Consider the following 24,922-nt stretch of genomic DNA (forward strand, 5'->3'; position numbering starts at 1 on the left):
ATAAAATGAAAAAAACGTTTTTCTATTCGACAGTCGCTTCGGCAGTAGCCTTAGCCATCTCACCGGCAATCGCACAAGAAACCGCAGTCTTGGATGAGGTGTCGGTGGTTTCTTCCGGTTCAATGTACAAAATGGGCGAAGTACCGGTACATCAAGCGAAATCAGCGGTCGCAATCAGCCGTGAAGATTTGGATAAACAAGATGTGAAAAAAGCGGACGAAATCGGGCGTTATCAGGCTGGTTTTGCTAACCAAGTCTTTGGTAATGATACCAATACCAACTGGTTCCGAGTACGTGGTGCGGAAGTTTCTCAAGCTGTGGACGGCTTACCGACTTTTAGCTACGGCTTTTTCACACCTTACGTGGAAACGTTCGGTTTAGAAGCGGTAGAGGTGACTAAAGGCGCAGATTCAATGACGTTTGGTGCGGCAAATTCAGGCGGTTTAATTAACTATGTTACTAAGCGTGCGCACCGAGATCAAATCGGTCGTGGTGAATTTAAAACGAATTTTGGCAGCAATAATTTGTATGGCTTTGGTGCGGATTACACCGGCAAAATTACCGATGATGAAAATGTTCGCTATCGTGTCGTGGCTTCATTAAACCATGCGGACGGGGAATGGAAAGATACCGATAATAAAACGGTTTATATTGCGCCAAGCCTTGAATGGGATATTTCGGAGCGTACCCGCTTAAGTATTTTAACCAGCTATCAAAAGGATAGCGGCACGCCAAGTTCTAATTTCTACCCGCAAGAAGGGACGTTACGTGCATTGCCGGACGGTTCATACTATAGCCGAAACCTAAACTTTGGTGATCCGGTAAATGATCATGAAGAGAATAAACAATACAGTATCGGTTATGAATTAAGTCATGATTTTGGTAATGGCTTGCGCGCAAACTCAAGTTATCGCTACAGTCATGTAGAAAACAATCACCGAGGCGGTTACATTTATCCGTCAGCATATGCGGCGGATTGGTCGGCAGTCGCACCAAGTGCTAACGGCTATAATGTATCGGGTCAAACTGTATTTAATCAGGGTAAAGCAATCTCACACTCAACGGATAACCGTATTAGCTGGGATTTCAAAAACGATTGGTTAAAAAATACGGTGGTAGTCGGTACGGATTATCGCCACAATAAAGTGGATGCACAATATAGCTTATATGCGTTAGGTTATACGGCAAATTTACGTGATTATCGTGCAAGTTGGAACCAAACTGGGACACCGGTTGGCACGGATACGCATATTAAATCTCGTCAGTTAGGTTTCTATTTACAAAATCAAGCTCGTATTGCGGATAAATATCTCTTAGGTTTTGGCATTCGTCATGATCGTGCGCGTCAAAACGAATATACCTCTGAGCAGACGGTTAAAAACAATCATACTTCGTACTCCGGCTCATTAATGTATGAAGGCGCATACGGTTTAAATCCATACTTTAGTTATAGCGAGTCGTTCCGCTTACCGGTTGGTTTAAGCGGTAATCAGTCACTGTATGATCCGAATATCACTCGCCAATATGAGCTCGGGGTGAAATATTTGCCGACTTGGTTAGATGGCGTGATTACGCTTGCCGGATTCCGAGCGAAAGATACCGGTGCATTAGTGAATAATGGCACCGGTGCAACGATCAGCAGTGCTGATCCAATTTATCGCAAAGGCTTTGAACTTCAAGCCGATGTAAACTTGACTGAGAATTGGAATGCAACCTTAGCTTACACTTATACGAAAGCGGAAAGCAAAGCGGCAACCGGTGAGAAAACTCGTCAGTCTCTGATTCCGACTAATGCTTTAGCGGCTCGTACCGCTTATAACTTTACTGATGGCGTATTAAACGGCTTAACGGTGGGAGCGGGTGTACGTTATTTAGGGCATAGCGTAACTTCAAAAGGCTCGCTCTATTCACACGTTCGTGTGCCAAGTGCAACAGTGGTGGATTTAATGGCTCGTTATAATATCAATCAAAACTGGTCGGCACAGCTTAATGTGGATAACGTAGGCAACCGTAAGTATGTCGCTGCTTGTGACTACTACTGCTACTATGGTGCGGAACGTAAAGTAAATGCCACAGTAAGTTACAAATTCTAATTTGCAAAACCTATCAAAAGAGCTGATAATCTCAGCTCTTTTTTATCATAACCATAAGGAAACAATATGCAATTTAAAGACTATTTAGCAACCTTTTCAGCGGTTGATCATCTTGCCGGTTTAAATGTGCGTAATGCACAAGGGGAAGTGATTCATCATATTCCGGCTGTGGAAGGTAAATTGGGTTCACTTAAACTTTACAACGCCTTAGCGGAAAAATTTGACGGGAAATTAACCGCTTCAGCGGCACAACAAGGCATTGAATGGTTTGCCGAACACGTGGAAGACGCAAAACAAAATGCCGGTAAACACCCGAATATCGATTTATTATTTAAAGTCATTAACGAAGATTTAGCATTAACGCTCGAGCCTGTCGCAAAGTGATCATCGTGAAGTAATTCATAAACGACAAGCGGTCGGAATTTGCAAAAATTTGCAGAATCCGACCGCTTGCTTTTAGGGAAAAGCGAGAATTATTTGGTTAATAAATCTAACGCTTCTTGGTATTTCGCCACGGTTTTTTCAATTACGTCCGCCGGTACTTTCGGTGCCGGAGCTTGTTTGTTCCAACCGCTGTTTTCCAACCAGTCACGCACAAATTGTTTGTCGAATGACGGCGGGTTTGTGCCTTCTTGATAGGTATCTACCGACCAAAAACGGCTTGAGTCAGGGGTTAGCACTTCATCCATTAAAGTCAGCGTGCCGTTCTCATCTAAACCGAATTCAAATTTGGTATCGCAAATAATAATGCCTTTAGTGAGTGCATATTCCGCCGCTTCAGTATAAAGTGCAATTGCCGCATCACGTACTTTTGCGGCTAATTCCGCACCGATTTGGCGTTCGCATTCTTCGTATGAAATATTAATATCGTGATCGCCCACTTCCGCTTTGCTTGACGGGGTGAAAATCGGTTGTGGCAATTTGCTTGCTTCCACTAAACCTGCCGGTAATTTTAAACCGCAAATCGTGCCGGTTTGATTATAGTCTTTTAAACCCGAACCGGTTAAATAGCCACGCACAATCGATTCAATTTTTACCGGTGTTAAGCGTTTACAAACCACGGCACGGTGCTGAATTGCTTCCGCTTCTTCTTTTGGTAAAACATCAAAAACGGAATCGCCGGTGAAATGATTCGGCATAATGTGCGCTAATTTTTGGAACCAGAAATTAGAAATTTGGGTGAGGATTTCGCCTTTACGAGGAATTGGATCATCTAAGATCACATCAAATGCGGATAAACGATCGGTGGCTACCATTAACATACGTTTATCATCAATTTCATAAAGATCACGTACTTTTCCCGAATAGATTTTTTTTAAGCTAATTTGCATGGTTAAAAATTCCTTTAGAACAAAAAATTAAGCGAATTATACCCTTTTACGCAAACGATTGCGAATTTATTCTAAAAGAAGAAATTTTTATCAAAAAACAACTTGCAATCTATAAATTTTGAGCGTATTTTAAATAGCAACTCAACAAAATTTATACGAATTTTATATAAGAGAACCTATTATGAACTTTATCCGTACTCATCATCACCATCATTCAACCTGATATCTTTCGGGCATTTGAGTGTGGTCGGAAGATAGCAATCTTCCGAGTACGTATAAATCGCAATCGCATACAGCAGCAAAATACATAACCTCTCGGAAGGCAACTTTCGAGAGGTTTTTTTATATCTAAAATTTAAACACAACATGGGAAAGACAAAATGACAACAACAAACCGTTTACGTATCGCACTGCAAAAGAAAGGGCGTTTAAGCAAAGATTGCAACGAATTACTCAAACAATGCGGCGTGAAAATTAACTGGAATGAACAGCGCTTAATCGCTTATGCGGAAAATATGCCGATTGAAATTTTGCGTGTGCGTGATGACGATATTCCGGGCTTAGTTTTTGAAGGCGTAGTGGATCTCGGCGTGATTGGGGAAAATGTACTGGAAGAAGAGGAACTCGGTCGTCTTGCTCGAGGTGAGCAGGTTGAATATAAAAAATTACGTACCTTGGATTTTGGCGGCTGCCGTTTGTCGTTAGCAATCGATCGTGACCGCACTTATAACGGCATACAAGATTTTGTTAATTCACGTATCGCCACCAGCTATCCGAACTTACTCAAACGCTATATGAACGAAAAGGGCGTAGCGTTTAAAAGCACCTTACTTAACGGCTCTGTCGAAGTCGCGCCTTCCGCCGGTTTAGCCGATGCGATTTGCGATTTGGTTTCATCCGGCGCAACGTTAGAAGCGAACGGTTTAAAAGAAGTGGAAGTGATTTATCAATCCAAAGCCTGCCTGATTCAACGTGCCGAACCGCTTTCAACCGAAAAACAAGCGTTAGTCGATCGCCTACTCACCCGAATTCAAGGCGTACAACAAGCGGCGGAAAGTAAATACATTATGCTGCACGCCCCAAAAGATAAACTCAAAGAAATCACCGCACTTTTACCGGGTGTGGAAAACCCAACCATTCTCCCGCTCGCTAATGATTCCGCCCGTGTTGCGATGCACGTAGTCAGCCAAGAAAATCTGTTTTGGGAAACGATGGAACAACTGAAAGAAATGGGTGCAAGTTCGGTATTAGTACTGCCGATTGAGAAGATGTTGGCTTAACCACGCACTAACATACGTGGTTACGCATGGTGATGTCGCTCTGCGACATTATACAGAATAAGGTTGCGGAGCAACCACACTATAAATAACCCCATACGTGAGTGTGGGGACAGGAGAAAAATATGCAAACCCTAATTTGGAAAAACCTAACCGAACAACAACGCAAAGAGGCATTAACCCGTCCGGCAATCAGTTCTTCGCTCAATATTCAACAAGCGGTTGACTCTATTCGTGAAAACGTATTGGCAAAGGGCGACAAGGCATTATTTGAGCTTTCGGAAAAATTCGACAAAGTGAAATTAGATAATCTTGTTGTTTCAAAAGCGCAGATTCAAGCGGCAAGTGATCGTTTATCAGATGAACTAAAACAGGCGATCCAAAATGCCAAAGCGAATATTGAAAAATTTCATACCGCACAAATTCCACAGCCAGTGGACATCAAAACTCAAGCAGGCGTGCGTTGCCAAGTGGTAACTCGCCCGATTAACCGTGTTGGCTTGTATATTCCGGGTGGCTCTGCGCCATTATTTTCGACTGTCTTAATGTTGGCGATTCCGGCAAAAATTGCAGGTTGTAAAAAAGTGGTGCTTTGCTCGCCACCACCGATTACCGATGCGATTTTATACGCAGCGGATCTCTGCGGCGTGGAAACCATTTACCAAGTGGGCGGTGCTCAAGCGATTGTAGCAATGGCATTCGGCACAGAAACCGTGGCGAAAGTGGATAAAATTTTCGGGCCGGGTAATAGCTTTGTAACCGAAGCGAAACGCCAAGTTTCGCAAACGGTAAACGGTGCAGCGATTGATATGCAGGCAGGACCTTCGGAAGTGTTAGTGTTGGCGGATGAAAATGCAGATCCTGATTTTGTGGCAAGTGATTTACTTTCTCAAGCGGAACATGGGGCGGATAGCCAAGTAATTTTAGTGACTCCAAGTGAAACCTTAGCAAAACAGACCGCACTTGCTATTGAACGCCAACTTGCAAAATTACCTAGAAAAGAGACCGCTTGCAAAGCGTTGGAACACAGCCGAATTTTCATCGCAGAAAGCCTTGAACAAGCGGTCGAAATCAGCAACGAATACGCCCCTGAACACTTGGTAGTTCAAGTGGAAAACGCCCGCTCGCTACTCGACCAACTCGACAACGCAGGTTCGATTTTCTTGGGGGCTTATTCGCCAGAAAGTATGGGTGATTACGCCAGCGGCACCAACCACGTTCTGCCGACCTACGGCTACACCAAAACCACATCAAGCTTAGGTTTAGCCGATTTCAGCAAACGAATGACCGTGCAAGAACTCACCTCACAGGGCTTTAAAGATTTAGCGAAAACAGTGGAAGTGATGGCAAGTGCGGAACAGTTGGAAGCACATAAGCAGGCGGTATCGATTCGATTAGCGAAGATTGCCTAGCCCCCACGTACTAACGTGCGTGGTTACGTATAATGTTGTCGCTCTGCGACAAGTAAATCGGTTGCAGAGCAACCATACAATGCTTAACCTCATACGTCCAGTATGGGGTAAAAAACAGGAACAAAATATGCAAATCTCACAACTCTCTCGAAAAAACGTTCAAGCCCTCACCCCATACCAATCGGCACGCCGTTTGGGGGGCAATGGCGATGTTTGGTTGAATGCGAACGAATATCCGACTTCGCCAAATTTCAACCTAATAAACCGCACTTTTAACCGCTATCCGGAAGCCCAACCAGCTGATGTGGTAAACGGCTACGCCAAATATGCAGGCGTTCGCCCTGAAAACGTGATCGTTACCCGTGGTGGCGATGAAAGCATTGAGCTGATTATCCGAGCTTTCTGTGAGCCAACCGACAGCGTGCTTTACTGCCCTCCGACTTACGGAATGTACAGCGTATCGGCGGAAACTTGTGGTATCTCACTCAAAACCGTACCTTTAACCGCTGATTTTCAGCTTAATTTACCTGAAATTGAAAAAAATTTAGACAGCGTAAAAGTGGTATTTGTTTGTAGCCCAAACAACCCAACTGGCACGCTAATCAAGCGGTCGGATTTACTCAAACTTTTACAAATCACAGCAGGACGAGTAATTGTGGTAGTGGACGAAGCCTACATCGAATTTTGCCCCGAGGCGACAATGGTAAGCGAGCTTGCCAACTTCCCACACTTAGCGATTATTCGCACGCTCTCGAAAGCCTTTGCCTTAGCGGGCTTGCGTTGTGGCTTTACCCTTGCCAACGAAGAATTAATCGGTGTCCTGCAAAAAGTGATTGCGCCTTATCCGTTGCCTGTGCCAGTTTCCGATATCGCTGTCCAAGCTTTGTCCGAAAAAGGGATAAATCAGATGAAACAACGTGTGGCAAATGTGCTAGAAAACCGAGCATGGTTAATCGAACAGCTTAAAACGATTCCAAGCGTGCTGGAAATTTTTGATACCGAAGCTAACTATGTTCTCGTCAAATTCCAAGACGGACAAAAAGTGTTTAAAGCGCTGTGGGAAAAGGGCATTATTTTGCGTGATCAGCACAAAGCGTTGGGATTGCAGAATTGTATTCGTATTTCGATTGGCACGAGAGAGGAGTTAGAGAGAGTGGTGGAGGGGATTCGCTTAGCTTGAGCCGTATAGGTACCACGCACTTACGTACGTGGTTATACATAGTGTCGCTACTCCGTAGCGATCTGGTATGATGCGGAGCATCATCACTATGTATAACCTAGCACGTGAGTGCTAGGAAAAGAGAGGAAATATGAGCTACACCAGAAACCTATACCACATTATTTTTCGTACAAAATATGGCGTACCGAGTATCGTAGAAGAAAATGAAGAATATCTTTATCGCTACATTTGGGGCTTTGTACGAGAACATCATTCGGTGCTTTATAGAGTGAATGGGATGCCAGATCATATTCATCTTTTGGTGGAGTTGCATCCTATGCTTTCCGTAGCGGAATTTGTGCAGAAATTGAAAACGACAACCCATAAATGGATTGATGAAAATAAACATTTATTTCCTGAATTTTATGCGTGGTCGAGAGGATATTGTTCTTTGACCTATTGTGAACGAGATAAAGCAAAAATCATCAATTACATTAAAAATCAGAAAGAACATCATAAAACGCAGAATTTTGTTGATGAAACCAAATTCTTATTGACCGAAGCTGGTATTGAAATCAACGAAAAATTTTTTGAAAAAGATCTATAGCGACACAGAGTATCGCCACTATGCTTAACCTAGCACGAGAGTGCTAGGAAACAGGAGAACCAATATGCAACCCACCCTATTCATCGACCGTGATGGCACTTTGATTGATGAGCCGAAAACCGATTTCCAAATTGACAGTTTGGAGAAACTCAAATTGGAACGCAATGTGATTCCTGCGTTACTGAAATTAAAAGATCACTACCGTTTTGTGATGGTCAGTAATCAAGACGGTTTAGGCACGGCGTCGTTTCCACAGGAAACCTTCGATAAACCACACAATGCGATGTTAGAGATTTTCCACTCGCAAGGCATTGAATTTGATGCGATTTTGATTTGTCCACACAAGCCAGAAGACAACTGTGATTGCCGTAAACCGAAGATCAAATTGCTGAAAAAATATATCGACAAAAATTTGTTCGATCCTGACCGCAGTTTTGTGATCGGCGACCGTGCCACCGATGTGCAGCTGGCGGAAAATCTTGGTATTCAGGCGTTGCAATATCACCCAGAAAAATTAGATTGGGATCTAATTGTGGAAAAATTATTGCTAAAAACGACCGCTTGTGAACGCCCGTCCCGCTATGCGGAAGTGGTTCGCACCACCAAAGAAACTGATATCAAAGTGCAAGTGTGGTTGGACGAAACTGGCATAAACCAAATCAGCACAGGCGTGGGCTTTTTCGACCATATGCTCGACCAAATCGCCACGCACGGCGGTTTTAGAATGAACGTGCAATGCAAAGGCGACTTGTGGATTGACGAACACCACACCGTGGAAGACACCGCCCTCGCACTCGGCACAGCATTAAAACAGGCGTTAGGCGACAAACGTGGCATTCAACGCTTCGGCTTCGTGCTGCCGATGGACGAATGCCGTGCCGAATGTGCGTTGGACTTGTCAGGCAGACCGTGGATCAAATTCAAGGCGAAATTTAACCGTGAAAAAGTGGGCGATTTTAGCACCGAGCTGACCGAGCATTTTTTCCAATCGCTCGCCTTTTCGATGCTCGCCACGCTCCACCTAAAAGCCCGTGGCGACAATGACCACCACAAAATCGAAAGCCTATTCAAAGTATTTGGTAGAACTCTAAGACAGTGTATTAAAGTGGAAGGGAATGAGTTGCCGAGTAGTAAGGGAGTGTTGTGATTTCTCACAAAACGTAAATAATGTGAATGGTAGGGACACACTGCGTGTGTCCCTACAATCACGTTGAAAAAGTGCAGTTGGGGTTTGCGAAGTTTTTAGCGAAATTTGACTATTTATAAAAAGGAAAATGATGTTACTTAGATATTATGAGTTGATTAGAAAATATATGGTTTCTGAACAATATAAATCAGATAAAAATACATCTGGATTTCAAGCAGCTATGGATATTATTGGAGATACATATCTTGCAATGTGTTCATATAAAAAAATCGATAAAAATCAGGTAGATAAATATCTTTCTTATGTGCATGTTTATGGGATATTAAATATTCTTGAATTACAACAAGATGCAATTAAGGCTATATATAAATGCTTACTAGATAGAAAATACAATCCTGATAAAGATAATGAATTAAAAGATATCAGAGAAGTTAGAAATAAAGCAACTTCTCATTCTGTTGAATATATTAGAAAAGAAGATAAATTCCAAGGCTATGGAATTATTCGATCTTCATTATCAATAGCTAGTTTTGAATATTATTCTTTTTCTGATAATTGTTCACATATACAAGTCAATATCTTTGAAATGATTGAACGTCAAGAAAAAAGATTAATTGAGCTTTTAGCTGAAATTTGTCAAGAATTAAATCTAAGAGAAGAGCAATGACCAATTTAATCATCATCAACACAGGCTGTGCAAACCTGTCATCTGTAAAATTTGCATTCGATCGCTTGGGTATTCAGGCGGAGATTAGTCGTGATTTAGACAAAATCAAATCGGCGGATAAGTTGCTGTTGCCCGGTGTGGGGACGGCAGTGGCTGCGATGAAGATTTTGCAAGATCGTGATTTGATTGACACGATCCGTAACGTCACTCAGCCAATGCTTGGTATTTGTTTGGGAATGCAGCTAATGACTGAATTTTCTGCCGAAGGTGAGGTAGGAACGCTTGGGCTTATGAGTGGCAAAACCGAGTTAATCCCCAATACAGGTTTGCCGTTGCCACATATGGGCTGGAACAAGGTTCAGTATCAAGCCGACCACCCGTTATTTCACGGCATTGAGCAAAACAGCCATTTCTATTTTGTGCATAGCTATGCGGTGTTGCCGAATGAAAACACCATTGCCACCGCTGATTATGGTGTGCCTTTCTCGGCTGCGATTGCGAGCAAAAACTTCTACGGTGTGCAGTTCCACCCTGAAAGATCGGGCAAAAATGGCGCGATGTTGTTGAAGAATTTTGTGGAGCTTATTTAGTACCTCATACTGCCGTATGAGGTTACGCATAGTGTGGTTGCTCCGCAACCAATTTTGTTTGTCGCAGAGCGACAATACAATTATTAACCTAGCACGGTTAGTGCTAGGCATACAGGAAACAAACACAATGAAAAAATCGATAATTATCCCCGCCCTTGATTTGATTGATGGCAAGGTAGTGCGGTTACATCAGGGCGATTATGCCAAGCAGACCACTTATTCCGATAATCCGATTGAGCAATTCGCCAACTATCTCGCACAGGGGGCGGAGCAGTTGCATTTGGTCGATTTGACGGGTGCGAAAGATCCTGCGAAAAGACAGACCGCACTTATCGGTAAAATTATTGCAGCGACAAATTGCCAAATCCAAGTGGGTGGTGGTATTCGCACCGAGCAGGACGTGGCGGATTTATTGGCGGTGGGGGCAAATCGTGTCGTGATTGGCTCAACGGCAGTCAAAGATCGAGCTATGGTTAAAGGCTGGTTTGAAAAATACGGTGCGGAAAAATTCGTCTTGGCGTTAGACGTGAACATTGACGCAAGCGGTCAAAAAATCATTGCGATTAGCGGTTGGCAGGAAGCGAGTGGTGTGTCGCTCGAAGAGCTGATCGAAGATTATCAAGCGGTCGGATTACAGAACGTTTTATGCACCGATATTTTCCGAGACGGCACATTGGCTGGCTCGAACGTGGATCTTTACCGTGAAATCTGTGCCAAATACCTTGAAATCCAATTCCAATCATCAGGCGGAATCGGCTCGCTTGACGACATCAAGGCGTTAAAAGGCACAGGCGTGGCAGGAGTAATCGTTGGGCGAGCGTTGTTAGAAGGCAAATTTAATGTGGTGGAGGCAATCGAATGTTGGCAAAACGGATAATCCCTTGTTTGGACGTGCGTGACGGTCAGGTGGTAAAAGGCGTGCAGTTCCGCAACCACGAAATTATTGGCGATATTGTACCGCTTGCGAAACGCTATGCGGAAGAAGGGGCGGACGAGTTAGTGTTTTACGACATTACCGCCTCATCGGACGGTCGCACGGTGGATAAAAGCTGGGTGGAGCGTGTGGCACAAGTGATCGATATTCCGTTTTGCGTAGCGGGTGGAATTAAGACGATTGAAGACGCGGAAAAATTGTTCGCTTTCGGAGCGGATAAAATTTCGATAAATTCGCCCGCACTTGACGATCCGAATTTGATTACCGCATTGGCGGATCGCTTTGGCGTGCAAGCTGTGGTAGTCGGTATTGATAGTTGGTTTGAAAAAGAAACCGGCAAATATTGGGTTAATCAATACACTGGCGATGAAAAACGCACTAGCCAAACCAACTGGCAACTGCTCGACTGGGTGCAAGAAGTGCAAAAACGTGGAGCGGGCGAAATCGTGCTAAATATGATGAACCAAGACGGTGTGCGTAATGGCTATGATTTGGTGCAACTGAAAAAAGTGCGTGATGTGTGCAACGTGCCGTTAATCGCCTCTGGCGGAGCTGGCGAAATGGTGCATTTCCGAGATGCTTTTACCCAAGCCAACGTGGACGGAGCATTGGCTGCGAGTGTGTTCCATAAGCGGATTATTGAGATTGGGGAGTTGAAAGAATATTTGTCTCAACAGGGTGTAGAAGTTCGAACTTAAGTATATAATTACCAAAATTTAATAAATAGGATCAAAAAATGGCAAAATCTGACAAAATAGATTCTCAAGTAGAAAATACTACTGATAGCGGTAAAGAAAAAATCCAATGCGGATTAATTATGCCTATATCATCAATTGATGGATGTTCTTCAGATCATTGGATTGAAATTAAAAGCATTATATCTGATGCAATAGGTAGTATTTCTGATTTGGATATTAAAGTATCGTTAGTTAGTGATGCAGATGATGTAGGTGTTATTCAAAGAAGAATTGTTCAGAATATTTATGATAATGATATTATTATTTGCGATGTGAGTGCCAAAAATCCAAATGTAATGTTTGAGTTAGGGATGCGTTTGGCATTTGATAAACCTACTATTATTATTAAAGATGATAAAACAGGGTACTCTTTTGATACTAACATAATTGAGCATCTTGAATACCCAAGAGATCTAAGATTTACGAAAATTGTTACTTTTAAAAAAGCATTAGCAGAGAAAGTACTAGCTACTTATAAATCATATAAAAGTGATCCTGACTATACGACTTTCTTAAAACATTTTGCAACTATTAAGCCTAAAAAATTAGATGAAAAAGAAGGTTCATCTCAGCAAGTTATAATGGAATTATTGGGTGATTTTAGAAGAGACATTGTAAGAGATATTAATAGACTAAATGAGAGAGAGGCTGTTATTAATAGGAGATCTATACCTAATAATCTAGAAGCTATAATCCGCACAACTTTAAGACTTAAAGAGTTTATTGATAATAATCCAATTTCTATAGCAGATTTAGATTATAGAATAGCAATGGATATTTGTGATGCTCATAGGTATATACGTTCGCCTAATGAATTTAGAGAGATCTTTGAAGTCTTAAAATATTCGTTAATGCAAGAGAAAGATAGGGTTTAATCTATGATAAACCCTATCAACTGGCAAAAAATCAACAACCTCCTTCCCGTCATTATCCAACACTTCCAAACCAGTGAAGTATTAATGTTAGGCTATATGAACCAAGAGGCGTTAAATAAAACCATCGCTGAAAAAGTGGTAACTTTCTATTCACGCACCAAACAACGCCTGTGGACAAAAGGCGAAACGTCGGGGCATTTTCTTAATGTGGTGGATATGAGTTTGGATTGCGATAACGATACCTTATTGATTTTAGTAAATCCAATCGGGCCGACTTGCCATACGGGTGAGGGGAGCTGTTTCCACCAATTTGAAAGCCAGTCGGAGGGCGATTGGACGTGGTTTGCGAAATTGGAACAAGTACTTGCCGAGCGCAAATATGCCGATCCAGAAAGCTCTTATACCGCAAAACTGTATACTAAAGGCGTGAAGAAAATTGCTCAAAAAGTGGGGGAAGAAGGCGTTGAAACCGCATTAGCGGCGGTGTCGCAAGATAAAGAAGAAGTGGTAAGTGAAGCGGCAGATTTAGCCTATCACTTGACCGTATTATTGCATTCGATGAATCTTGAATGGGGCGATGTGATTGCCAAATTAAAAGAGCGTCATCAGGGCATCGGGCTTCATCCGGAAGGTTCAAATAAATAACATAAGCGGTTAGATTTTGTAAAAAATTTGCAAAATTTGACCGCTTGCGTATAATGCGCCCCTCAAAATTGGTTGCCGAGTTCCCTTACCTCGGCTTTTTTATTTTTAAAAAGGAACAATATGAACTTTCAAATTGATTTTTCAGGCGCACAAAAGCGTCGTTCTCTAGTTTTACTTTCCCTTTTCCATATCTTTATTATCGCTATCAGTAACTATTTGGTGCAGATTACTTTTGAGGTAAAGATTCCGTTTACCGATACTGTGATTCCGACCACTTGGGGGACTTTCACTTTCCCGTTTGTGTTTTTGGCGACAGATTTAACCGTACGTGTATTTGGAGCAAGCCTTGCCCGCAAAATTATTTTCGTCGGAATGTTGCCGGCATTGCTGATTAGTTATGTGATTTCAGTGCTGTTTTTCGAGACACAATTCCAAGGCTTTAATGCGTTAAACGAATTTAATCTGTTTGTGTTTCGTATCGCTTTAGCCAGTTTCTGTGCTTATGTAGTGGGGCAGTTATTGGATATAGTGGTGTTTAACCGCTTACGTCAGGGCAAAACGTGGTGGCTTGCGCCGATGTGTTCGACCATTTTCGGTACATTGATTGATACCTTCGCTTTCTTTGCGGTGGCGTTTTATAAAAGTGATGATGCTTATATGGCGGAACATTGGTTCACCATCGGTACGGTGGACTATGCGTTTAAGCTGTTTGTCAGCTTATTGCTGTTTTTACCGTTGTACGGTGTGTTACTCAATTATTTAGTCAAAAAATTTAAACTGAAATAGTCGTTTGGGGATTATGCTGAAAAAAGGTATAATCCCCTTACTTTTTTCTGCGTATTTGCAAGAAAATTGAGAATTTAACCGCTTGAATTAAGAAGAGAGAACAGCATGAGCAAGATTCCATTAAGAACCGAAGAAGAGATTGAGAAATTACGTGTCGCTTGTAAATTAGCCTCTGACGTATTGGTAATGATTGAGCCGTATGTGAAAGAAGGCGTAAGCACCGCGGAATTAGACCGTATTTGCCATGAGTACATCGTGAACGAACAGCAGGCGATTCCGGCGTGTTTAAACTATCACGGCTTCCCGAATGCGACTTGTATTTCATTAAACGAAGTGGTATGCCACGGTATTCCGAGTGCGGATCGTAAATTGAAAAAAGGCGATATTTTAAATATTGACGTAACGGTGATTAAAGACGGTTACTACGGCGACAACTCAAAAATGTACGTAGTCGGTGAGCCGAGTATTCGTGATAAACGTTTAATTGAAGTGACGTTAGAATCGCTTTATATCGGTTTACGTACGGTAAAACCGGGCATTCGTTTAAAAGAAATCGGTAAAACCATTCAGCAATATGTTGAGAAACAAGGTTTCTCGGTGGTGCGTGAATACTGCGGTCACGGTATCGGTACTGAATTCCATTGTGATCCGCAAGTGCTTCACTATAACTCGGATGACGGTGGTGTGGTGTTACAAGAAGGTATGGTGTTTACCATTGAGCCGATGGTGAATGCGGGTAAAAAAGAAATCCGTAATATGCCTGACGGTTGGACGGTGAAAACCAAAGATCGTAGCCATTCGGCACAGTTTGAGCACCAAATTGTGGTGACCAAAGAAGGTTGTGAAGTGATGACAATTCGTGATGAAGAAATTGCCGAAGGTCGCATTTCTCGCATTATGAAAAACGTGTAATCGTGATAAATAAAAAATCCGTCGTAGGTTTTCACTTACGGCGGATTTTTTTATTTAGCAATGGTTCATTAGAGTTTTTCAAGATTTGCCATTTTGGCAATCAACCATTTAATGCCATTCCCGGCAAAGGCGATTTGTAAGCGAGTTGCTTCGCCGCTGCCTTCCACATTAACAATCGTACCTTGTCCGAATTTAGCGTGTTGCACTTTTTGTCCCATTTTCCAACTATTGTCTTCTAAGCAAGAAGCGGTCGTTTTTGCCGAATTTTTTGCAAAAGGTGTGCTTTGAGCAAAACTTGCCGCACGATTGATAGAGCCTCTTAAACGCACTTCACGAATATGTTGTTCGGGCAATTCAGCAATAAAACGAGAAGCGATATGACGCTCTTCTTTGCCGTATAAACGTCTCAGTTCGGCATAGCTGATCGTTAATTTTTTCTTCGCTCGGGTAATGCCGACATAAGCCAAACGGCGCTCTTCTTGTAGTCTGCCTTCGTCAAAACTCATTCCGCTCGGGAAAATTCCTTCTTCCACACCCACCATAAATACACGGGGGAACTCTAAACCTTTTGCCGAATGTAACGTCATTAGTTCGACATAATCTTGATGCGGAGAGGCTTGCGCTTCGCCGGCTTCTAATGAGGCGTGAGTTAAAAATGCGGTGAGATCCGACATTTCTTCCGCTTCGTCAGGCTTGCTGAATTGTTTGGTAGCGGTGACCAACTCTTCTAAGTTCTCGATACGAACTTCGCCTTTTTCCCCTTTTTCTTGTTTATACATTTCGTATAAACCGGATTTTTTAATCACAAAATCGGTTTGTTCAAACAGTGGCATTTGTTCGGTTTCTTGTTCGAGCGCATTAATCAATTCGACAAAACGGAGTAAGGCGGAAGCGGCTCTGCCGGACAGTTGTTCTTCCTGTACCGCTACTTGAATCGCTTGCCACAAGGTTATTTGGCGATTACGGGTAATTTGACGAATCGTATCTAACGTGCGTTCACCAATCCCTCTTGGCGGTGTGTTAATCACTCGTTCAAATGCCGCATCATCTTGGCGATTAGCAATCAAGCGTAAATATGCCAGCGCATCTTTGATTTCTTGGCGTTCGAAGAAACGCATACCGCCGTAAATACGGTAAGGAATATTAGCTTGAATCAATGCTTCTTCAATCACACGAGATTGGCTGTTACTACGATATAACACCGCACATTCGTTTAGGCTGCCTTCGTCTTCTTTCCATTGTTTGATTTGTGAGGCAACAAAACGAGCTTCGTCCAATTCGTTGAAAGCACAATAAATTTCAACCGGATCGCCATCACCCTGATCGGTCCATAAATTCTTACCCAAGCGGTCTTCGTTATTAGAAATTAACTCATTGGCGGTCGCCAAAATATGTCCGGTTGAACGGTAATTTTGCTCAAGACGAATGGTTTCCGCTTTTTGGTAGTCATTCAAGAAACGCTGAATATTTTCAACCTGCGCACCACGCCAGCCGTAAATCGATTGGTCGTCATCGCCGACAATCATCACGTTACCGGTTTCACCGGCAAGCAGACGGATTAAGTCATATTGAATATTGTTGGTGTCTTGAAACTCATCGATCAAAATTTGCTGAAAACGTTGCTGATAGCGCTGCAAAATCGGTGGTTTGTCTCGGAAAAGTTCATAAGCTCGAATCAATAATTCGGCAAAATCTAACAAACCGGCACGATCGCAGGCATCTTGATAAATTTGGTAGATTTGAACTAATTTCTTCTCGTTTGGATCGTTATGATGATCAATATCTTTTGGGCGTTTTCCTTTATCTTTTTGCGCACTGATATACCACGCTACGTGTTTCGGCGGGAAATGTTTTTCATCAATATTGTGCAACTTTAACAAGCGTTTCAGTAAACGTTGCTGATCTTCGCTATCCATAATTTGGAAATCTTGCGGCAGATTAGCGTCAAGATAATGCGAACGTAACAAGCGGTTGGCAATGCTGTGGAACGTACCGACCCACATACCGAACAGGCGGTGATGACTACTGGAAGAAAGAGTATGTTCGATACGATGACGCATTTCCGCCGCCGCTTTATTGGTAAAGGTTACTGCCAGAATATTCGATTCCGGTACATTTTCTACACCGATTAACCACGCAATACGATGTGTCAGCACCCGTGTTTTACCGGAACCGGCTCCCGCCAATACTAAATAATTGCCCAACGGCGCAGCGACAGCCTCTCGCTGCTTATCATTTAAACCGTCTAATAATAAAGAAAAATCCATTACCGCCTCGTATTCAATTAATGTTCGTTTATACAGTTAGTCATATTATAGATCAAAGCGATTAAATAGAGTGGTTAAATTTAATGAAAATTTTTCAAGGTGTTTGGAACTTTTTTTGATTCAAACGTACTATAGAGCGTCGTTAATATTGATGTTGACGAATTTTTACTTTTTTCTTGTTTTTATAACATAGTTTAAGCTTTTAATTATTGAATTAATGTTTTTTGATATGATTTAACAATGAAATTATTGATTATAATTTTTAAAAGTCTCAGTTTGTTATTAAAATGTGATCAATTTGTTTTAATTGTATATTTAAAAGAAAGGCATTTCGTATAAAAGCGTAAGTTTGCTGGAGAAATGAACAGATTAATTTTATTATGCAATAAGTTATAGACCAATTTTTATTGGTCTTTCTTAGTTTTTAGTGCAAGGCAAGTAATGATTTTTGCCTTTGTGAAGTGTAATGTAAGTAATGGATACTTTATATGAATAAAATTTTTAAAGTCATTTGGAATCATGCAACACAATCTTTTGTGGTTGTATCTGAGTTAACCAAGTCAAAAACAAAATCTTCATCTACAACGGATGAGCGCAGCAAACCTACAATGGGAAATAACCTATTAAACCTTGGTGTAGGTAGCGCTACGATTGGAATTTTAGGTAGTATATTAGTTGCTAATGCACATGCTGCAGTTGCAATGTCATCAACATCGACAACATATGCTGCTACGGCTACTTCTGCAGAAACTAATTCCTATGCGGCGGGTACAAGTGTAAATGTTTTGACGGGTGGGTCTGCTTTATTTGGTATGAATTCTCAGATAGGTAATGCTAATAGAAGTGCAATTAATGCAGTTGCAGTTGCAGTAAATAGTACGATTAATGGTGCTCGTTCTGCTAGCCTTGGTTTTAATATGACCGTATCAGGTGTGGAGTCTGTTGCGGTAGGTACTAATGCTACGGTTAAAGGAGGGCAGGCTGTCGGTATTGGTTTTGGCGCGAATGCAACTGGTGAACAATCAACCGCAATTGGTAATGATGTAAGAGCGGAAGGATATGCTTCTGTTGCGATTGGTTCGGATGATATTGATGGGGCTAAAACAACTACTACCAATTTAAATGGTAAAAATATGTCTGTTGCAGCGGGGTATAAGGTTGTAACGAATAGTACTCTTATTCAAACTGATACAGCAGGAAAAACTACATTATATAGACCGGCTAAGGCAAGCGGTGTCGCAGCTGTTGCCATTGGTGGTTATGCTCAATCAGAAGGGCATTTAGCAACAGCAATTGGTACAAATACAACAGCTTCAGGTTTTGCTTCTATGGCTGTGGGGGTTGGCGCAGCAGCGATACAAACATCTGCTCTTGCAATGGGTACAGGTTCAAAAGCAAATGCGATAAACTCTGCGGCAATTGGTACAAATGCTACGGCAACATCAAATATTTCATTAGCTATTGGTGCTGACTCAATTGCTAGTGATGACTTTTCAGTGGCATTAGGACAAGCTTCGAAAGCTAGAGCTAAGTATGCAAATGCCTTAGGTTCTACTAGCCTTGCTGACAAAGATTATGCGACTGCAGTCGGAACTGGAGCAACTGCTGATGGAGTTAGCTCATTTTCTGCAGGTCATTTATCATTAGCTTTTGGTTTAAATTCAACAGCTATTGGTACCTTTTCAACTGCAAATGCAACTAATTCTATAGCGGTAGGTGTGGGCTCATTAGTAGAAGCTGGTATAGATTCAGGTGTTGCAATTGGTACTGCTGCGAATGCATCAGTAAAAGATTCTGTGGCACTAGGTTCTAATACAACGACAACTAAAGCAGTTGCTACGAATACAGCAACAGTAAATAAATTAACTTATTCTGGTTTTGCAGGGAATAACCCGGCTTCTGTTGTGTCTGTAGGCTCTGCTAAAGAAAAACGTCAGATTCAGAATGTTGCAGCGGGTCAAATTTCTGCTACTTCAACAGATGCAATTAACGGTTCACAATTATATGCAACCCAGCAAGTTTTAGGTAATGTTGCGGATTCTATTAAAACGGTTTTAGGTGGAAATGCAGCAGTTGCACCTACAGGTACCATTTCTATGAGTGGTATTGGTAATACTGGTAAAAATACAGTTCATGATGCCATTGCAGCTGTGAAAGAAACGGTTGTAAAAGGTAAAAATACGGCGGTCACTTCGACTGTTGCGGAAAATGGTTCCACTACTTATAAAATTGATGCGGTAGATACATCTGCATCTGCATCTGCTGGCTCAAAAGCACTAACAGTGAACAATAATGGTACAAAATCTGCCGGTGATGCGGATGTCACAGATTATGTAATTGATTTATCAGATGAGACTAAAGCTAATATTACTCACGGTGTAAATGCAAATAATACCGTGACAACTAAAGGTTTAACATTTACAGCAGACAATGGGCAAAAGACTTTACGTAAATTAGGTGAAGAACTAGCAGTTAATGGTGATAATGATTTAGTAAAAACAGAAGCGTCTGAAGGAAAAATTAAGATTGCAGCAACAGATAAGTTAACAAATGCCGTACAAAATGCAACAACTGCATTACAAAGTTTTGTAACCACAGTAGATACTGATAAAACTGCACAAACTATAACTAAAGATGCTAATAAAGCGAACTTTATTACTGGCGATAATATTCAATTAACCGCAAGTAACCAAGGTATCACAATCGCAACTAAGAAAGATGTTACTTTTGATAATGTATCAACTAAAAACTTCACTGCGACAGGGGATACAAAGTTAAATAACGTAACTGTTGCGCCAAATGCTAAAGTTGATATGGGTGGCAATCGCATTACTAATGTAGGAAAACCTACAGAAGCTAATGATGCTGCAACTAAACAATATGTAGATTCTGGACGTACTAAAGTTACTTCTAAAGATAAATCGGTCACTATTAATCCATCTAAAGATGGTGATGCTGATGTTTATGATTTAACGGTAACTGCTAATCTGAATTACACTGGTGATAATAATACTCAAGGTACGAATAAATTAAGCGAAAAAGTTAAATTTGCGGGTACGGAAAATGAGATTGTTACGACAGCTAAAGATGGTGAAGTTAAATTTAAGCTAGCTGATAAAGTTACGAATGATATTAAAACCAATGCAGAGAATATTGCGAAAGGTTTTGGTTTACAGGCTGAAGATAACAACAATGTTAAGAAACAGTTAGGTGAAGTAGTTCCTGTTGTTGGTGCTAATAGCAATATCAAGACGTTAGTTGAAAATGATAAAGTAAAAATTGCCTTAAATAATACTTTAAACCTAACTGATGCAGGTTCAGTAAAACTTGGTGATACAACAGTTAATAAAGATGGTGTAACTATTACCGGCGGACCTTCAGTAACTAAGAGCGGTATTCATGCTGGTGATAAAAAAATCACTAATGTTTCAGATGGTGTAGCTCCAAATGATGCAGTAAATGTAGGTCAGTTAAATAAAGTGAATGCAACAGCAAATGCAGGCTGGAAATTAACTGTAAATAAACAAGATGCAAATGTTTCAACTGTTAAGCCAAATGCGACAGTTAGTTTAAATAATAATGATAACAATATTGTTATTAGTAAAAGTGCTAATGATAATAATGTGACATTTGGGTTAAATACAACATTGAAAGTAGGTACTGCGAAGCCTGTTACTATTGATGGTACGAATGGTACGGTCGGTGGCTTAACTAATACTAAATTTGATCCTAATAATATAGTCACTGGGCAAGCGGCGACTGAAGATCAGTTAAAACAAGTTCATGGTGATTTAAATAATAATATTACTAACCTTGGAAATGCCTTAACTACAAAAGGCTTAAACTTTGTTGGTGATAATACTGACGTTAAGATTCATCGTGATTTAGGTACTACATTAAGTGTTGTTGGTGGAGCAAATAAAGACCAATTAACAGATAAAAATATTGGTGTTATTGGTGCTGCTAATGGTGAGTTAGTTATTAAATTAGCGAAAACATTAAGTAATCTAACCAGTGCAACATTTAATAATGAAAATGGCGCAGGCAATACGACAATTGGTGGTAATGGTGTAACGATTACACCTGCAGAAGCTGGAAAATCTCCAGTTAGCTTAACGAATACAGGTTTAAACAATGGCGGTAACAAAATTACTAACGTAGCTAAAGGTACAGATGATACTGATGCAGTAAATGTAAGCCAATTAAAAGACGTTAACGCAACAGCCAATGCAGGTTGGAATTTAACGATAAATGAAGGTAAAGACAGTTCAAATGTAGCACCTAAAGCGACTGTTGATTTAGCGAATAAAGACGGCAATATTCTAATTACCAAAGATAAAACTAATGTAACATTTGCATTAAATAATGATTTGACTATCGGTGGAAAAGATGGTGTGAATGGCGCTAACGGCAAAGATGGTAAGATCGATGTTAAAGGTGCTGATGGTCAGACTGGTGTTACTTTAAATGGTAAAGATGGTTCTATCGGCTTAACAGGTCCGGCTGGTCAGGATGGCAAACCGGGCGCAAGCACTAATATTAGTGTTGCAAATGGTAAACCGGGTGTTGATGGTAAAGATGGTGGCAGCAAAACACGCATCGTTTATGACACTAAAGATGAAAATGGTAACCCTGTTAAAGAAGAAGTTGCAACTTTAAATGATGGCTTAAAATTCGGTGCGAATGATGTAACTGAAGGTGTTCGTAAAGCGAAACTAAACGAACAAGTTGATGTTAAAGGTGCAACAACTAATTCTGATTGGAAAAAATTTGATGAAGGTCAGAATGTGATGACGAAAGTAATTGACGGTAATATTACGATCGCAATTGCTAAAGATTTGCAAGGATTGAATTCCATCACATTTACTAATGGAGGCACAGGTAAAGATGTTGTGCTCAACGGTAATGGTTTAAACAATGGTGGTAATAAAATCACTAATGTTTCAGATGGTGTAGATCCAAATGACGCAGTAAATGTAAGCCAATTAAATAAAGTTAATGCAACGGCAAATGCAGGTTGGAATATTGCTGCTAATGGCAATAATCAAACGAATGTGAAGCCGAACGCAAATGTATCTTTAAATAATGAAGACGGTAATATTCTGATTACTAAATCTGCTGATAATAATAACGTGACGTTTGCTTTAAATAGCACACTATCTGTAGGTGGTTTAGGAAAAGATGGGCAGCCTGGCAAAGACGGTGTTATCGGCGCAAAAGGCGCTGATGGTAAAACCGGTGTTACTTTAAACGGTAAAGATGGTTCAATCGGTATTAATGGTAAAGACGGCTCTAATGGCACGATAACCTTAGCAAAAGGTAAGCCGGGAGTTAATGGCAAGGATGGCGATACTAAGACCCGTATTACATATCAACCTGTAGACGAAAAAGGTAATCCAAAAGGTGATCCGGAACATGTTGCAACGCTTAACGATGGCTTAAAATTTGTAGGTGATACAGGTGAAGTTATCAAAAAAGAGCTGAACGATACTTTAACGATTAAAGGTAACTTATCAAAAGGTGCAGAAGTAACGGATAAAAACTTACGTGTAGATAATGTAAATGGTGCGCTTATTCTAAAAATGGCGAAATCATTACAAGAACTAACAAATGCAACTTTCGTTGATAATGCGGGAAATCGCTCTGTTATTGATGGTAATGGTTTAACCATTACACCTAAAGCAGATTCGGGTAAAGCTCCGGTAAGTTTAACCGATAAAGGCTTAAATAACGGTGGTAACCAAGTTACTAATGTTTCAAGCGGCTTAGTTGATAATAAAGGTCAGAAAGTTGATTTAGCGAATGCAACTGGCGATGTATTAAATAATGCGGTTAACGTTGGTGATCTGAAGAATTCAATCAACAATTTAACCAATGCAACGACAGGTGGTTTTGGATTAACGGGTGATGACGGTAAGTCTGCAAAAGCTGATTTAGGTAAGACTGTTACAGTACAAGGTGACGGCAGTGTTGTTACTAAAGTTGTAAAAGGCAAAGACGGTAAAGATGCGCTTCAAGTCGGTTTATCAAATGATGTAACGATTGGTAATGGTAAAGAGCCGGGTAAAGTTACAGTAAAAGGTGAAAACGGCAAAGACGGTGTTGTACTGAATGGTAAAGACGGTTCGGCAGAATTTAAAAATGCGGACGGTAAAACCACGGTTGCAATCAATGGTAAAGACGGCACGATCGGTCTAAATGGCAAAGATGGTGTAGCGACCAAAGTTGATGGCAATGGAGTGACAATTACTGGTGGTGCAAACGGTACTGTAAACCTAACTGATAAAGGTCTTAATAATGGCGGTAATACCATTACTAATGTAGCAGCAGGTGTTAATGCAACAGATGCAGTGAATGTGAGCCAGTTAAAAGATGCGACAGCGGCTGCAACGTCAAAAGTTGAAGCAGGTAAAAATACGGTTGTAACGCCAACGAAAAATGCAGATGGTAGCACAACTTATACTGTGGCGACGAAAGATGAAGTTGACTTCACTAAAGTGGCGACCGGCAACACTACCATGACTAATGAAGGGGTAAAAATTGGTGATCTCATCAGTTTAACCGAAAATGGTCTAAATAATGGTGGTAAGAAAGCGACTAATATTGCAGATGGTGACATTAGCGCAACATCGAAAGATGCTGTAAACGGTAGCCAATTACACGCAACTAACCAAAATGTCACAAACCTTCAAAACACTGTTGCGAAAGGTTGGAACATTGAGGCTGATACAGTTGATGGTTCAACAGGTAAAGTGATTGGTAAATCGAAAGCTAAAGTTGCGATGGGTGATACCGTTGCAGTTAAAGCAGGCAATAACATTGAAATTACTCAAGAAGGTAAAAACATTGCGATTGCAACTTCTGCAAATCCAAACTTTGATAGTGTGAAAATTGGTAAAGGTAGCAATACCGCAATAATTAGCACAACCGAAGATGGTGCAATTAACGTTGCTAATGCAAATGGTGGTCCAACTCGTATTACCAATGTTGCGGCAGGTAAGAAAGATAATGATGCGGTAAACGTTGCGCAATTAAAAGGTGCGATGAGCAACATTAACAACAATATCAATGCGGTAAATAACAAAGTTGATAAAGTGGATCGTGACTTACGTGCGGGTATTGCAGGTGCAATGGCAGCGGGTAATTTATACCATGTGACGATTCCAGGTAAATCAATGGTGTCTGCAGGTATTGGTACTTATAAAAACCAAGGTGCAGTGGCTGTAGGTTATTCACGTTTATCGGATAACGGTAAGATTGGTGTGAAATTCTCTGTAAACACTAATACACGTGGTGACTCCGGTGCAGCGGCAAGTGTAGGTTATCAGTGGTAATTAATAGCTTGTAGTAAGTAATAGTAAAAACCTCAGTTCGAAAGAGCTGAGGTTTTTTTATGAGGACAATTTGCAAAAAATCAGTGAAATTTGACCGCTTGTGTCAGGTCATCGGAAAACAAAAAAGCACGAGCTAAACTCGTGCTTTT

The 24,922-nt window shown here is 41.1% G+C and carries 18 protein-coding genes and 1 other annotated feature; of the genes, 16 read left to right on the plus strand and 2 right to left on the minus strand.

Annotated elements, in window-relative coordinates; all coding sequences use genetic code 11:
• The first annotated feature begins 5 nt into the window (after positions 1 to 5).
• Both EL121_RS07540 and EL121_RS07545 read left to right on the plus strand, forming a co-directional pair.
• Entirely contained in the window at positions 6 to 2,093 is a 2,088-nt protein-coding gene (locus tag EL121_RS07540) for a TonB-dependent siderophore receptor (protein ID WP_039198873.1), read from the plus strand.
• A gap of 66 nt (positions 2,094 to 2,159) precedes the next feature.
• The gene (locus EL121_RS07545) at positions 2,160 to 2,477 is read left to right on the plus strand and encodes a DUF2322 family protein (protein WP_039198875.1); all 318 of its coding nucleotides are present in this window, start codon (positions 2,160 to 2,162) and stop codon (positions 2,475 to 2,477) included.
• Between the two features lie 89 nt (positions 2,478 to 2,566).
• Here EL121_RS07545 and EL121_RS07550 read toward each other — a convergent pair whose 3' ends face one another.
• Positions 2,567 to 3,424 (minus strand): phosphoribosylaminoimidazolesuccinocarboxamide synthase, encoded by an 858-nt coding sequence (locus tag EL121_RS07550; protein WP_039198877.1) that lies wholly within the window; start codon positions 3,422 to 3,424, stop codon positions 2,567 to 2,569.
• A gap of 201 nt (positions 3,425 to 3,625) precedes the next feature.
• Positions 3,626 to 3,769 (plus strand) — a sequence feature (His leader region).
• Positions 3,770 to 3,804: 35 nt separating this feature from the next.
• On the opposite strand from EL121_RS07550, the gene hisG reads away from it, so the two are divergent.
• The 13 genes from hisG (at position 3,805) to map (ending at position 15,172) form a co-directional block, all read left to right on the plus strand.
• Positions 3,805 to 4,704: an ATP phosphoribosyltransferase gene (hisG, locus tag EL121_RS07555; protein ID WP_039198879.1), complete on the plus strand. Its 900-nt coding sequence runs from the start codon at positions 3,805 to 3,807 to the stop codon at positions 4,702 to 4,704.
• 122 nt (positions 4,705 to 4,826) lie between these two features.
• A complete protein-coding gene (gene hisD, locus EL121_RS07560) occupies positions 4,827 to 6,113 on the plus strand; it encodes a histidinol dehydrogenase (RefSeq protein WP_039198881.1) in 1,287 nt (428 codons plus the stop codon).
• Between the two features lie 127 nt (positions 6,114 to 6,240).
• The gene (gene hisC / locus EL121_RS07565) at positions 6,241 to 7,293 is read left to right on the plus strand and encodes a histidinol-phosphate transaminase (RefSeq protein WP_039198882.1); all 1,053 of its coding nucleotides are present in this window, start codon (positions 6,241 to 6,243) and stop codon (positions 7,291 to 7,293) included.
• 130 nt (positions 7,294 to 7,423) lie between these two features.
• Positions 7,424 to 7,879 (plus strand): IS200/IS605 family transposase, encoded by a 456-nt coding sequence (gene tnpA, locus EL121_RS07570; protein WP_039198884.1) that lies wholly within the window; start codon positions 7,424 to 7,426, stop codon positions 7,877 to 7,879.
• Positions 7,880 to 7,943: 64 nt separating this feature from the next.
• Positions 7,944 to 9,026, plus strand: a complete 1,083-nt coding sequence (hisB, locus tag EL121_RS07575; RefSeq protein ID WP_039198886.1) for a bifunctional histidinol-phosphatase/imidazoleglycerol-phosphate dehydratase HisB — start codon at positions 7,944 to 7,946, stop codon at positions 9,024 to 9,026.
• A gap of 127 nt (positions 9,027 to 9,153) precedes the next feature.
• Positions 9,154 to 9,693 carry a hypothetical protein gene (locus EL121_RS07580; protein WP_129545058.1) on the plus strand — a complete coding sequence of 180 codons (540 nt, stop codon included), beginning with the start codon at positions 9,154 to 9,156 and terminating at the stop codon, positions 9,691 to 9,693.
• Complete coding sequence (gene hisH, locus EL121_RS07585) at positions 9,690 to 10,283, plus strand: imidazole glycerol phosphate synthase subunit HisH (RefSeq protein ID WP_039198891.1); 594 nt, start codon at positions 9,690 to 9,692, stop codon at positions 10,281 to 10,283. The genes EL121_RS07580 and hisH overlap by 4 nt, the downstream gene beginning before the upstream one ends.
• A gap of 127 nt (positions 10,284 to 10,410) precedes the next feature.
• Complete coding sequence (gene hisA / locus EL121_RS07590) at positions 10,411 to 11,160, plus strand: 1-(5-phosphoribosyl)-5-[(5-phosphoribosylamino)methylideneamino]imidazole-4-carboxamide isomerase (RefSeq protein ID WP_039198893.1); 750 nt, start codon at positions 10,411 to 10,413, stop codon at positions 11,158 to 11,160.
• Positions 11,142 to 11,915 (plus strand): imidazole glycerol phosphate synthase subunit HisF, encoded by a 774-nt coding sequence (gene hisF / locus EL121_RS07595; protein ID WP_039198895.1) that lies wholly within the window; start codon positions 11,142 to 11,144, stop codon positions 11,913 to 11,915. The genes hisA and hisF overlap by 19 nt, the downstream gene beginning before the upstream one ends.
• A 38-nt stretch (positions 11,916 to 11,953) precedes the next feature.
• On the plus strand, positions 11,954 to 12,829 hold the full coding sequence (locus EL121_RS07600) for a hypothetical protein (protein WP_052190406.1): 876 nt from the start codon (positions 11,954 to 11,956) through the stop codon (positions 12,827 to 12,829).
• A 3-nt stretch (positions 12,830 to 12,832) separates the two neighbouring features.
• Complete coding sequence (hisIE, locus tag EL121_RS07605) at positions 12,833 to 13,474, plus strand: bifunctional phosphoribosyl-AMP cyclohydrolase/phosphoribosyl-ATP diphosphatase HisIE (protein ID WP_039198896.1); 642 nt, start codon at positions 12,833 to 12,835, stop codon at positions 13,472 to 13,474.
• 120 nt (positions 13,475 to 13,594) lie between these two features.
• Positions 13,595 to 14,260 carry a 7-cyano-7-deazaguanine/7-aminomethyl-7-deazaguanine transporter gene (locus EL121_RS07610; protein ID WP_039198898.1) on the plus strand — a complete coding sequence of 222 codons (666 nt, stop codon included), beginning with the start codon at positions 13,595 to 13,597 and terminating at the stop codon, positions 14,258 to 14,260.
• 105 nt (positions 14,261 to 14,365) lie between these two features.
• Positions 14,366 to 15,172: a type I methionyl aminopeptidase gene (gene map / locus EL121_RS07615; protein WP_015674526.1), complete on the plus strand. Its 807-nt coding sequence runs from the start codon at positions 14,366 to 14,368 to the stop codon at positions 15,170 to 15,172.
• A gap of 68 nt (positions 15,173 to 15,240) precedes the next feature.
• On the opposite strand, the gene uvrD is transcribed toward map, so the two are convergent.
• Positions 15,241 to 17,439, minus strand: a complete 2,199-nt coding sequence (uvrD, locus tag EL121_RS07620; protein ID WP_015674527.1) for a DNA helicase II — start codon at positions 17,437 to 17,439, stop codon at positions 15,241 to 15,243.
• A 488-nt stretch (positions 17,440 to 17,927) separates the two neighbouring features.
• Between uvrD and EL121_RS07625 the strand changes: the two genes are divergently transcribed.
• Entirely contained in the window at positions 17,928 to 24,773 is a 6,846-nt protein-coding gene (locus EL121_RS07625) for an ESPR-type extended signal peptide-containing protein (RefSeq protein WP_039198901.1), read from the plus strand.
• Positions 24,774 to 24,922 lie beyond the last annotated feature (149 nt).

Origin of the sequence: Actinobacillus equuli (genome assembly GCF_900636745.1) — a bacterium.
Taxonomy (GTDB): Bacteria; Pseudomonadota; Gammaproteobacteria; order Enterobacterales; family Pasteurellaceae; genus Actinobacillus; species Actinobacillus equuli.